Source organism: Burkholderia sp. 22313 (assembly GCF_052045245.1).
Taxonomy (GTDB): Bacteria; Pseudomonadota; Gammaproteobacteria; order Burkholderiales; family Burkholderiaceae; genus Burkholderia.
In genome coordinates, this window is the sequence record NZ_JBQEON010000010.1 from 1 (window position 1) to 11,999 (window position 11,999).

Sequence of the window (11,999 nt, forward strand, 5' to 3'; positions counted from 1 at the left end):
CTGCTCGTGCTCGACGATGCGAACCTGTCGCTGCGCGAAGGCGAGATCGTCGGGCTGCTCGGCCGTTCCGGCTCGGGCAAGTCCACGCTGCTGCGGATCATCGCCGGCCTGATCGAGCCGACCGGCGGTGAGGTGACCTATCTCGGCAAGCCGCTGGACGGCCCGGCCGAAGGCGTCGCGATGGTGTTCCAGACGTTTGCGCTGTTCCCGTGGCTGACCGTGTTGCAGAACGTGGAAGCCGGGCTGGAGGCGCTCGGCGTCGGCGCGCGCGAGCGGCGCGAACGCGCGCTCGCCGCGATCGACCTGATCGGTCTCGACGGCTTCGAGAACGCGTATCCGCGCGAGTTGTCGGGCGGGATGCGCCAGCGCGTGGGCTTCGCGCGCGCGCTCGTCGTCGACCCGACGATCCTGCTGATGGACGAGCCGTTCTCGGCACTCGACGTGCTGACGGCCGAGACGCTGCGTACCGACCTGCTCGACCTGTGGACGCAAGGCCGGATGCCGATCAAGTCGGTGCTGATCGTCACGCACAACATCGAGGAAGCGGTGTTCATGTGCGATCGCATTCTGGTGCTGTCGTCGAACCCGGGCCGCGTGATCGCCGAGATCAAGGTGCCGTTCAAGCATCCGCGCAACCGGCTCGACCCCGCGTTCCGCAAGCTGGTCGACGACATCTACGCGAAGATGACGGCGCGCCAGACCGGCGAGGCGACGAAGAAGGGGCTGGAGCTCGGCAGCTGGCTGCCGCAAGTGTCGACCAACCTGATGGCCGGCCTGATCGAGACGCTCGCGATGGCGCCGTATCACGGCCGCGCGGACATGCCGGAAATCGCGCGCACGCTGCATCTGGAAGTGGACGACCTGTTCCCGATCGCCGAAGTGCTGCAGTACCTCGGGTTTGCGGACGTGCGGGAAGGGGACGTGTTCCTGACGCCGCCGGGGCGCGTGTTCGCCGAATTCGGCACGCAGGAGCGCAAGCTGATGTTCGCCGATCATCTGCTGAAGCACGTGCCGCTGGCGGCCCGGATCCGGAAGGTGCTGAACGAACGACCCGGGCATCGTGCGCCGCGCGTGCGCTTCGAGCAGGAGCTGGAGGATTTCCTGTCGGATGAAGCGGCCGAGGAAACGCTCGATGCGGTGATCGACTGGGGGCGTTACGGCGAAGTGTTTTCGTACAACGACAAGACGGAAGTGTTCAGTCTCGAGGATGTCGAGAGTTGATACCCGCGCCCGGATGACGTCCCGCCATCATTCGGGCAAATCCCACTGGTTCGCATCCTGCCCGGTCCCGCCGGTACTGAGCTGCTCGATCTTCTCCATCCGCTGGCGCGCGAGCTCGGGGAGCCGGTTCGTCACGCCGATCACCAGCGCTTCGGCCAGCGCGAGCGCGGGCACGTTGGTCTGCAGCATCGCGAACGGGCGTCCCTGTATCCGCAGCACGATCTCGGCGAACGCGCTGATCGGCGAGCGCCATTCGTCGGTGATCAGCAGCACGCGCGCGCCGAGCCGGTGCGCGGCCTGTGCGAACCGGATGCTGTCCTTCTGATAGCGGCGGAAATCGAAAATCACCAGCACGTCGGCAGGCCCCATGTCCGTCAGCGTGACCGACGCGAGGTTCACGTTCGGCTCGACGTACTGCACATGCGGGCGCGCATACGCGAGCGTGAACGAAAACAGCGAAGCGAGCGGCGCGGTATAACGCCCGCCGCCGCAGAACACGCGGATCTCCGGGTCGGCCAGCAGCGTCACCGCTGCGTCGAATGCCGCCGCGTCCAGCCCCTCGATCGTGGTGGCGAGCGATTGCGAGAGCCGCTGGAAGATCGCCGCGTGGCTGTCGCGCATCCCCGATTCCGAGTGGAACGCGTCCATCCGCGCGAGCGGCGAATTCATCGCGGTATCGATCTCGTCGTGCAGCGCTTGCTGGAACGACGAGTAGTTCGGAAAGCCGATCCTGACGACGAAGCGAAACACGGTCGGGTCGCTGACTTCCGCTTGCTTCGCGAAGCTCGCGATCGGGCCGAGCCCCAGGCTCGGATAGCGATCCAGCAGCGCATGCGCGACCTTCTGTTCCGACGGCGTGAAGCTATCCATCTGGGATAGCAGCAACGCCCTGATGCTTGTCCCCATCGGGCACTCCGGCTGGCTCTTGGCTGAATGACAAACGGCAGACATGCGTCTGCCGGCAACTCCCCGCATGTTAGCCGATCGACGGGGCTGCGGACCGCGGGCGACTGCAGATTGGAGGGACATATCACGCCACACATCGGCCAGCTGTCAATGTAATGAAACAAACATGTCACTCCGCTTGATATCCGCTGTCACGCGCAATAATTCAGTGATAACCCTAGGTTTTTCGATGAAAACGCCGGTGCTATGATCGCGGCCTTGTTGAAATGTATTATTCATTACATGCCGGATCAACAGCGTCGCCCAGCCCTTGCGGCAGGGGGGCGCCTCCCGGCATGGGCCCGGTTATTCGTCTGGAGGACTCCGTCATGAGGCGGCTCGTAGTAATCACCCTGTTGTCGGCCATGAGCGCATGCGCGCTCGCCGCTTCGGAACCCGCGGTGGAAGCGAAGAACGGCATGGTCGTGTCGTCGCAGCACTTCGCGTCGCAGATCGGCGTCGACATCCTGAAGGCAGGCGGCAACGCGGTGGACGCCGCGGTGGCGGTCGGCTATGCGCAGGCCGTCACCAATCCGTGCTGCGGCAACATCGGCGGCGGCGGCTTCATGACGCTGCACCTGGCCGACGGCCGCGACCGCTTCATCAACTTCCGCGAGACGGCGCCGGCCGCGGCATCGGCGAACATGTATCTCGATGCGAAGGGCAACGTCATTCCGGACGACAGCCTGTACGGCTATCGCGCGGTCGGCGTGCCGGGCACGGTCGCGGGCCTGGATCTCGCGCAGCGCAAGTACGGCAAGCTGACGCGCAAGCAGGTCATGGAGCCGGCGATCCGGCTCGCGCGCGACGGCTTCGTGCTGACGCGCGGCGATACGGACATCCTCGACACCACGATCGACCGTTTCAAGAAGGACCCGGACGCCGCGCGCATCTTCCTGCGCCCGGACGGCACGCCGCTGCAGCCGGGCGACCGCCTGGTGCAGAAGGACCTGGCGCGCACGCTCGAGCGCATCGCGGAGCAGGGCCCCGACGCGTTCTATCACGGCGAGATTCCGAAGATTGTCGAAGCGGCCGCGAAGCGCGGCGGCGGGCTGATCACGGCGGCGGATTTCGCGTCGTATCGCGCGCAGGACATCGCGCCGCTGACCTGCACGTATCGCGGCTACGAGTTCGTGTCGGCACCGCCGCCGAGTTCGGGCGGCGTGACGATGTGCGAGACGCTGAACGTGCTCGAAGGGTATGACCTGCGCAAGTTCGGCTACCAGTCGGCGTCGGTGGTCCACTACATGACCGAGGCGATGCGCCACGCGTACGAAGACCGCAACACGCTGCTGGGCGACCCGAACTTCATCGACAATCCGGTCGCGAAGCTGACGAGCAAGCAGTATGCGGCCGAGATCCGCAAGCAGATCAACGGCGACACGGCGACGGCATCGGTCGACGTGCAGCCGGGTGTCGGCGTGCACGAGAAGCCGGAAACGACCCACTACTCGATCATCGACCACGACGGCAACGCGGTGTCGACCACCTACACGGTGAACGGCCGCTTCGGCGCCGTGGTGATCGCGCCGGGCACGGGCTTCTTCCTGAACGACGAGATGGACGACTTCACCGTGAAGGTCGGCGCGCAGAACCTGTTCGGTCTCGTGCAGGGCACGCGCAACTCGATCGCACCGGGCAAGCGTCCGCTGTCGTCGATGGCGCCGACGATCGTGAAGAAGGACGGCAAGGTGTTCATGGTGGTCGGCTCGCCGGGCGGTTCGCGCATCATCACCATCACGCTGCAGACCGTGCTGAACGTGATCGACTACGGGATGACGCCGCAGGATGCGGTCGATGCGCCGCGTGTCCATCACCAGTGGCTGCCGGACGAGGTCTATTACGAGACCCGCGGCCTGTCGCCCGACACGCTCGCGATCCTGCGCAAGATGGGCTACAAGATGGTCGAGGAGACGCCGTGGGGCGCCGCCGAGCTGATCATGGTCGGCCTGCCCGGCACCGAGGCGGTCAGCCACAAGAGTTCCGGCAACGACTCGTCGGTGTCCGGCAACGTGCGCGAAGGCTATATCTACGGCGTCAACGATCCGCGTCGCCCGGCCGGTTCGGCGATCGGGTACTGACCCGATCCGACCTGATCGGACTGGCTTCGATCGCATCACGCTGAACGGCTGCAACCGGCGTTCGCCATCGCGCGAACGCCGGTGCCGCGACAGCGCGTCCGTTCGCGGACTTCCTCCGTATCGAGCGTGGCAGGTACCCGGCATGCCGGGTCCGACCGGCCCGCAACGCGCACCCTGGCACGGCACCGGTGCGCGGGTTGTCTTTTCCATTTCTGTACCGTGCGTCGAGTTCCATCATGAACAAACGAATGTCCGCGGCAGTCTGGATCCTGCTCGCGATGGCGGCCGGCATCCTGATCGGCTACCTGATCTACACGCAGTTTCCCGACAAGCAGTCGACCACCGAGATCGCCGGCTACATCTCGCTCGTGTCCGACGTGTTCCTGCGCCTGATCAAGATGGTGATCGGGCCGCTGGTGTTCTCGACGCTCGTCGTCGGCATCGCGCACATGGGCGACGCGTCGTCGGTGGGGCGCGTGTTCGTGAAGGCGCTCGGCTGGTTCATCACCGCGTCGCTGATCTCGCTGCTGCTCGGCTTGCTGATGGCGAACCTGCTGCGTCCCGGCGAAAACCTCGGCCTGCCGTTGCCGGACATCGGCGCGTCCGCGCATCTTGCGACGTCCAAGTTCACGCTGAAGGACTTCGTCGGCCACATGGTGCCGAAGTCGTTCGCCGAGGCGATGGCAAACAACGAGATCCTGCAGATCGTCGTGTTCTCGATGTTCTTCGGCGTCGCGCTGTCGGCGCTCGGCGAGCGCGGCAAGATCCTGGTTGCTGCCATCGACCAGCTCGCGCACGTGATGCTCAAGATCACCGGCTACGTGATGAAGCTCGCGCCGCTCGCCGTGCTGGCGGCGATGGCATCGACGGTCGCGATCAACGGGCTGTCGATCCTGCTGAAGTTCGCGGTGTTCATGGGCGACTTCTACATGAGCCTGTTCCTGCTGTGGAGCGTGCTGGTGCTGGCCGGCCTGCTGTTCCTCGGCCGTCGCGTGTTCAAGCTGATCGTGCTGATCCGGGAAGCGTTCATGCTGTCGTTCGCGACCGCGAGCTCCGAAGCCGCGTACCCGAAGATCCTCGACGCACTCGACCGGTTCGGCGTGCGGCGCAAGATCTCGAGCTTCGTGATGCCGATGGGCTATTCGTTCAACCTCGACGGCTCGATGATGTACTGCACGTTCGCGTCGCTGTTCATCGCACAGGCGTACAACATCCACCTGTCGCTCGGTACGCAGGTCACGATGCTGCTGGTCCTGATGCTGACGTCGAAGGGGATGGCCGGCGTGCCGCGCGCGTCGCTCGTCGTGATCGCGGCGACGCTGCACCAGTTCGATATCCCGGAAGCGGGGCTGCTGCTGATTCTCGGCGTCGACACGTTCCTCGACATGGGGCGCTCGGCCACCAATGCGGTGGGCAACTCGATCGCCAGCGCGGTGGTCGCGAAGTGGGAAGGCGAATTGATGTCGGAGTCCGAAGCGGACGCGCATGCCGCGCATCTCGATGCGGAACTGGAGCGGCAGAAGGGCGATCCGGCCTATGGCGCCGGTCGGGCGACCTCGGCCTAAGCGGCGCACGCGTCGTCGATGCACGCCGCCAGCACCATCGCGGCGGCGTTGCCCGGCGTCGAGCCGAGCAGTTGCGGCGCATAGACGCTGTCGCCGGCAGCGATCGGCCGCCCCGACAGCGCGCAGACGCCGCGCTTGCGCGTCGTGAACAGCCGCCACTTCTGGTAGCCGTAGTGGCCGGTGCACGCGTCGCACCACGAAATCATCACGGTGTCGGGCGTGGGCCGCTCGAGCACGCTGATCGTCGGCCGGCTCGCCGGGTCCCACGCCGGCAAGCGATCGCGCGTGATGGTGCGCCGTCGCGGCGCGCCCCATGAGACCGACGGCATGTCGAAGCTGCCGATCGCGGCGACGGTCCTGAGCCAGGCTGCTGCACTGTTGCTCATGGTTGCTTTCCTCGAAACGTTACGCGCTGCCGCGACACGCGGCATCACGACAGGCGGATGCGCGGCTGCACGCAGCCGTTGATCCGTTCGGCGATCCACAACAGCGTCGCCTTGGAGAACCCGTGCAGTGCCTGCTGGTGGCGCCGGTACAGCATCAGGTGGCTGAACTGCGCGAACCGGCCCCGGATGAAGCCGCCGCGGAAGAATCCGAACTGCCCGAGCGTGCCGAATGCGTCGTAGTCGCTGATCGACACGAGCGCGCCGAAATCGTGGAACGCGAATGGCGGCAGCGGCTTGCCGTCGAGCCATGCGGGCAGATGCTTCGCGAGATGCTCGGCCTGCTGGGTCGCGACCTGCGCGGTGGGCGGCAGCGGCCGCTCATGGCCGTCGGGCTGCAGGCTCGCGCAATCGCCGATCGCGAATACATGCGCGTCGGCCGTGGCCTGCAAGGTGGCCCCGACCACGATCTGGTTGGCGCGGTTCGTCGCGAGCCCGCCCAGCGCCTGCATGAAATCGGGCGCCTTCACCCCGGCCGCCCACACCATCAGATCCGCCTCGGCAAACGAACCGTCGCCATAGTGGAAACCGTTCGGATCGGCCGCCGTCACGCGCGTCGACGTCAGCACATGAAAGCCGATCTGTTCGAGCCGCCGCTGCGCCGATGCGGAAATGCGCGGCGGAAACGCGGCGAGGATGCGCGGGCCGCTTTCGAGCAGCGTGAGCCGCAGCCGCTCGCGCACCGTCGCATCGCCATACGCCTGTGCCACTTCCAGCAGCCGGCTCAGTTCCGCCGCCAGCTCCACGCCGGTCGCGCCCGCGCCGACGATCGCGACGCGAAACGGCTCGTCGCGCGCGATGCTGCGGAACACGCGCATCCGCAGCGCTTCGTTGAAGGTTTCGGCTTGTTGCTGGCTGTCGATGAAGTAGCAGTGCTCGCGCACGCCCGGCACGCCGAAATCGTTGGCCTGGCTGCCGAGCGCGAGGATCAGCACGTCGTATTCGAGTTCGCGTGCGTCGATCTCGCGTTCGCCGTCCTGCGAGCGGATTTCGCCGAGCTGCACGCGACGCCGTGCGCGATCGAGCCCCTTCAGTTCGCCGGGTTGATACGTGTAGCCGTGATCGCGTGCATGGGCGAGGAAAATCACCTGCTGTTGCTGGACGTCGCGCGTGCCGGCCGCGATCGTATGCAACATCGGCTTCCAGACATGGGTCGGGCTGCGGTCGACGACGGTGACCTGGGCTCGCCCGGTGCGGCCGAGACGTTCGCCGAGGCGGGTCGCGAGCTGCAATCCGGCGATGCCGCCGCCGACGATGACGATGCGAGTAGGGGTTGTCATGGATAAATCATCGAGTGATGAATAAGCTATGATCCTAGCGCCTCCCGATTTCGCGTGTCAACGGAGCGGGGCAGGCAGTCCGGTTTCGGCGACACGAAACCGGGGCCCGAGCACGGGCCTTCGAATCATTCAACGGGAGCAGGAAAACGTGGCTGAAGTCACTGAGCGCGCGCCATCGAAGCGGCGTACGCGCGGGCGGCCGCTGGCGGAGGCGTCCGTCGGTCCGGACGTGATATTGCGGGCCGCGCGCCGCACGTTCGCGAAGCGCGGCTACGATGCGACGAGCGTGCGCGAAATCGCGCGCGAGCTGGGCATCGACGCGGCGCTGATCGCCCATCATTTCGGCACGAAGGAAACCGTGTGGCTGGCCGTCGTCGAGCAGATCGCCGATCTCGCCGAGCCGATGTTCGACGCACTGCGCGCGCTGCGCACGTCGGCATTGCCGCCGCGCGAGCGCGTGCGGCGCGCGATCGAGCTGTGCGTCGATCACGAATTCGCGGAGCCGGACATCGGCATGTTCTTCTCGACGGCGGCGACCGAGGAGGGCGGGCGGCTCGACCGGCTGCAAGCGCGGATCGTGCGCCCGTATCACGATGCGATGTTTCCGCTGCTGGCGGACGCGGTCGAGGCCGGCGTGATCCGTGCGGTCGATCCGAACGTGCTGTTCTTCATGATCGCGAGCGCCGTCGGCACGACGGTGTCGTACAGCCACATGATGCGGGAGTTCACGTCGCTGCCCACGCGGCAGGACGCGTTCCGGCAGGCCGTGCTCGACGTCGCGCTGAACATCCTGCACGTCTGAGCGCAGCACGCGGCGCGAAGCCGGCTTGCGCGCACGCGCGATCGACCGGCCACAGTGCCGTGCCCGGGCCGTGATTGTTTCCAACCGTCAACATCAGGAAGGCTGGCGATCACGGGCACGGCGATCGCGGTGATCGGCGGCCGACGGGCGGATGCGCGGTGCGGCGTCGACCGTTGCGCTGTACAAGGCGCTCGCGGGCGGATGGCCGGCGGGCACGGCGCAACAGGCACCGGGTTTGCTCGCGCCGTCGGAACAGTCGTCCGTGGAGCCGCGCGACGGGCCGGTTCGGCATCGACCCGCCGCGCGGGAGAACCATCGGCGGCATGGTCGTTGCCGGATGCTTGAGCGGCAATGAATGGGCGTGACTTGCTCGACCTGACTTTCACTTCACCCGGCTGCAAACGAATACGCCCGCCGGGCGGGCGTGTATCGGCCGGGACGCGGATTAATGGAACGTGCTGCCCGCGAGCATCCCGCCGTCGACGACGAATTCCGAACCCGTGCAATACGCGGATTCGTCGGACGCGAGGAACAGCACGAGGCTGGCGACTTCTTCGGGTTTGCCGATGCGCGCGATCGGCAGTCCGCTGTAGATCGATGCCGGATCGAAATCGGCGTATTCCGGCGGGCGCGCCATCACGGTGTCGATGCCGCCCGGGTGGACCGAGTTCACGCGAATCCCGTAGCGGCCGAACTCGAGCGCGGCGGCCTTGGTCATCCCGCGCACCGCGAACTTGCTCGACACATACGCGCTGCCGCCGGCCACGCCTTCCATCCCGGCTGTCGACGACACGTTGACGATCGAGCCGCCGCCCGCATCCTTCAGCGCCGCCAGCGCCGATTTCATGCCGAGCCAGCAGCCGACCTGGTTCACGTCGATCACCTTGCGATAGTCGTCGAGCGAACAGGACTCGATCGGCACGAGCTTCAGGATCGCCGCGTTGTTCACGAGGATGTCCAGCCGGCCGAATTGCGCGAGCGTCGCGCGGACGGCGGTGTGCCAGTCGTCTTCATTCGTCACGTCGAGATGCTGGTAGCGTGCGGCGTCGCCAAGTTCGGCCGCGACGCGCCGGCCCGCGTCGTCCAGCACGTCGGCGATCACCACGCGTGCGCCTTCGGCGACGAACCGGCGTGCCTCCGCCTCGCCCTGGCCGCGGGCGCCGCCCGTGATCAGTGCCACCTTGCCTTCGAGTCGTTTCATCGTGTTTGCTCCTGTGAGTGAAGGGGCGCGCGTGCGGGTCCGCTCGTGAGCGTCACCGCTTCGCCGAGGTAGCGGCCGTCGAGCCGTACGGTTCGGAATATGGTCCGCAGGCCTGCATCGTGGCGGGCTCGCCAGCGCGAGATGCCGTGGTCGAGATCGGCGACCCGATGGCCGATCCGGCCGATGGGGCCGAGGGCACGGTCGTGCATGGTGTCTCCGTCGCGAGGGCGCGCGAGTGTGCGCCGCGCGGTTCGATGCGGGCATGCGGCGCGCGCTGAATGACGGCCATGATGGCAACAAAGCACGCGTGGCGTGCCGTCCAAACGGACTAGCAGCACTGTTCGCGGCGTCGTTCCGGCTGGTCGCGAGCGTGTTCATGAAGGCGCACCGTGCGTGCTCGCGCGCCGGCAATGTCGAGGCGAACCGCCGAGCGTGAAATGGCGGGGCGCCATTCGGGCCGGCCGGCGTTTGGTCGGGGTGGCTGGCCGGGAGTCGGCCGGGCCGATGGCTGGCGTCCGGGGTTTTCGGTCTGGCTGCGTGACGATGGCGCGTGCGTAACACAAGCGGGTCGGAGCGCACGCGGATGCGCTGCCGCAAGCGGTTGTGCGAAGGTTGGCCCGATCCCGTCGGACGTTGTCCAGCGCGCTGCTGTCGCGCGGGGCCGCGCGGCCCGACACTGGCGCCTCGCGGTCATGACAGGCCCGCTGGCGGTGGATGCCGGCCCGGGGCCGCATGCGGTGGCACCGGCGTTGCCGGGCCGCCATCCCGTCCGATGTGCCAATCTGGAGTAGAGCGCGACCCATGCAACATCCGACCATCCGGACCCTGGCCGGCGCGCGCCGGCATCGATCGACGCCGCTCGCACCGCGCTGCTGGTGATCGATTTCCAGAACGAATATTTCAGCGGCCGCCTGCGATTCCGGACGAGCCGCGTGCACTGGGCAATGCGCAACGCGTGATCGCGTTTGCCGATCGCGCGGGCATTCCGGTGTTCCATATCCAGCACGTCGGCGCGGCCGATGGCCCGCTCTTCGCCGACGGCAGCGACAGCTTCCGCTTTCATGCGGACCTGCAGCCGGCGCCGCATCACGCGATCGTGACGAAGACGTCGGTGAGCGTGTTTCCGACGACGGACATCGACGCGTGCCTGAAGGCGGCTGGTATCGATACGCTGATCGTCACCGGGCTGATGACGCATGCGTGCGTCGCGGGGGCGGCGCGCGATGCGGTGCCGCTTGGTTATGCGGTGATCGTCGTCGACGACGCGTGCGCGACGCGTGACCTCGATCTCGACGTCGCGGGCGGCGGCACGGTGCCTCACCGCGATCTCCATCGCGCGACGCTGGCCGCGTTGTCGGACACGTTCGGCGACGTGCTGACGACCGGGCAGGTGCTCGCGCTCGGCGTCGCCTGACGCCCGCACGGCCCGCGCCCGGCGCGGTCAACCGGACAGGCGCGGCGTACCCGACGCTTCGGGCGCGTACGCGCCGCCGGTTGTCACGGTGCCTCGTGTGGTCGCATGGCGGCGGTCGGCCGCGTGTGCTTGCCATCGCGGCATCGGATGATTTCGTGATCCGAATGCTTTGCGGTGCTGCCGGTGCGTGCCTTGTCGAGACGCGACGTCACCTGTTCGTGACGCCTGGCGCTGCAAGCGTGCGCCCGCCCGCTATATTGCTGCGCGCCGGTCACGGGGGCCGGCGCGTGCGGATGCTATCGCCAGCCGCCGTCGACGTAGATCCACACTTGCCCCTGGCGTCGCCAGTAGCCGGGCACCCAGCGATGCCCCGGGCGCCGCGCGAGCCAGCGGCCGGGCACCCATATATAGTGGCCGCGCTGCCAGCGCCAGTAGCCGTCGGTCCAGACATAGCCGTGCGGCCTCGGCGGCGGCGGCCGGCGATCGCGCCGCGGTGCCGGCGGCGCGAAGCCCGGGCGACTGGAATAAGGTGGCCTGGCGGGCCCGTGGTTCGGCCCGGACGGCGGATATCCGGGCGGTGCGGGCTGGGCCGAGGCGGTGCGCAACCAGCCGCCGGAGCCGACGAGGGCGGCGGTCAGGCCTATGGCGCGCAACAACGAGCGTCGATTCACGGCAAGTCCTCATATATGTAATCGGGTCTGCCTTACATTAGCCTGCCGGTCACGTGGCCGGGTTACGCCGGCCGTCACGGCTGTTACCGCATGTCACGGTGGACCCGGCAGGCTGCCTGGGCGGGCGCCAGGCTCCCGTCGCGGCGGTCGCCATCGGCGAACGGGCCGATTACAGCCGCGTGCTCAGTGTTTACCATTCGATTGCCGCGTTTTCAGGCTCGGGAACCCAGTATTTGAGATGAATTCGGGTAAAAATTACCGTTTCGACGATGTTCCATCGATTCCGCTTGTTGTTTCTATGCAACCGTCAAGTCGATGACATGAAAGAATGGTGGGATGAAAGCCTCCAAAAAGCGGTCGTCAAGAAGTCAAAAAA

General features: G+C 67.0%; 11 protein-coding genes and 1 pseudogene. 6 read left to right on the forward strand and 6 right to left on the reverse strand.

The annotated features are described in order from the left end of the window. Positions 1 to 1,221, forward strand: a 1,221-nt coding sequence (locus ACTJKF_RS10440) for an ABC transporter ATP-binding protein (protein ID WP_440623461.1), incomplete at its 5' end; no start/stop codon positions are given. A 27-nt stretch (positions 1,222 to 1,248) separates the two neighbouring features. On the opposite strand, the gene ACTJKF_RS10445 is transcribed toward ACTJKF_RS10440, so the two are convergent. Further along, a complete protein-coding gene (locus ACTJKF_RS10445) occupies positions 1,249 to 2,127 on the reverse strand; it encodes a MurR/RpiR family transcriptional regulator (protein WP_440623462.1) in 879 nt (292 codons plus the stop codon). Between the two features lie 368 nt (positions 2,128 to 2,495). Here ACTJKF_RS10445 and ggt point away from each other — a divergent pair, with 368 nt between their 5' ends. Continuing rightward, positions 2,496 to 4,247, forward strand: coding sequence for a gamma-glutamyltransferase (ggt, locus tag ACTJKF_RS10450; RefSeq protein ID WP_440623463.1), 1,752 nt, complete (start codon positions 2,496 to 2,498; stop codon positions 4,245 to 4,247). Positions 4,248 to 4,483: 236 nt separating this feature from the next. Then, complete coding sequence (locus ACTJKF_RS10455; protein WP_440623464.1) at positions 4,484 to 5,812, forward strand: dicarboxylate/amino acid:cation symporter; 1,329 nt, start codon at positions 4,484 to 4,486, stop codon at positions 5,810 to 5,812. Here the strand turns inward: ACTJKF_RS10455 and ACTJKF_RS10460 are convergent. Then, positions 5,809 to 6,198, reverse strand: a complete 390-nt coding sequence (locus ACTJKF_RS10460; protein WP_440623465.1) for a DUF3331 domain-containing protein — start codon at positions 6,196 to 6,198, stop codon at positions 5,809 to 5,811. The genes ACTJKF_RS10455 and ACTJKF_RS10460 overlap by 4 nt on opposite strands. Positions 6,199 to 6,242: 44 nt before the next feature. Continuing rightward, positions 6,243 to 7,535 (reverse strand): NAD(P)/FAD-dependent oxidoreductase, encoded by a 1,293-nt coding sequence (locus ACTJKF_RS10465; protein ID WP_440623466.1) that lies wholly within the window; start codon positions 7,533 to 7,535, stop codon positions 6,243 to 6,245. A 148-nt stretch (positions 7,536 to 7,683) separates the two neighbouring features. Here ACTJKF_RS10465 and ACTJKF_RS10470 point away from each other — a divergent pair, with 148 nt between their 5' ends. Beyond that, a complete protein-coding gene (locus ACTJKF_RS10470; protein ID WP_440623467.1) occupies positions 7,684 to 8,337 on the forward strand; it encodes a TetR/AcrR family transcriptional regulator in 654 nt (217 codons plus the stop codon). A 445-nt stretch (positions 8,338 to 8,782) separates the two neighbouring features. Here the strand turns inward: ACTJKF_RS10470 and ACTJKF_RS10475 are convergent, their stop codons facing one another. Then, complete coding sequence (locus ACTJKF_RS10475; RefSeq protein WP_440623468.1) at positions 8,783 to 9,538, reverse strand: glucose 1-dehydrogenase; 756 nt, start codon at positions 9,536 to 9,538, stop codon at positions 8,783 to 8,785. After that, complete coding sequence (locus tag ACTJKF_RS10480) at positions 9,535 to 9,747, reverse strand: hypothetical protein (RefSeq protein ID WP_440623469.1); 213 nt, start codon at positions 9,745 to 9,747, stop codon at positions 9,535 to 9,537. Before ACTJKF_RS10480 ends, ACTJKF_RS10475 begins: the two co-directional genes overlap by 4 nt. 53 nt (positions 9,748 to 9,800) lie before the next feature. Between ACTJKF_RS10480 and ACTJKF_RS10485 the strand changes: the two genes are divergently transcribed. Together ACTJKF_RS10485 and ACTJKF_RS10490 are read left to right on the forward strand one after the other, a co-directional pair. Continuing rightward, complete coding sequence (locus ACTJKF_RS10485; protein WP_440623470.1) at positions 9,801 to 9,974, forward strand: hypothetical protein; 174 nt, start codon at positions 9,801 to 9,803, stop codon at positions 9,972 to 9,974. Positions 9,975 to 10,339: 365 nt separating this feature from the next. After that, positions 10,340 to 10,952, forward strand: a pseudogene (locus tag ACTJKF_RS10490) (cysteine hydrolase family protein). Positions 10,953 to 11,248: 296 nt separating this feature from the next. On the opposite strand, the gene ACTJKF_RS10495 reads toward ACTJKF_RS10490, so the two are convergent. Then, positions 11,249 to 11,623 carry a hypothetical protein gene (locus tag ACTJKF_RS10495; RefSeq protein ID WP_440623471.1) on the reverse strand — a complete coding sequence of 125 codons (375 nt, stop codon included), beginning with the start codon at positions 11,621 to 11,623 and terminating at the stop codon, positions 11,249 to 11,251. Positions 11,624 to 11,999: the final 376 nt, after the last annotated feature.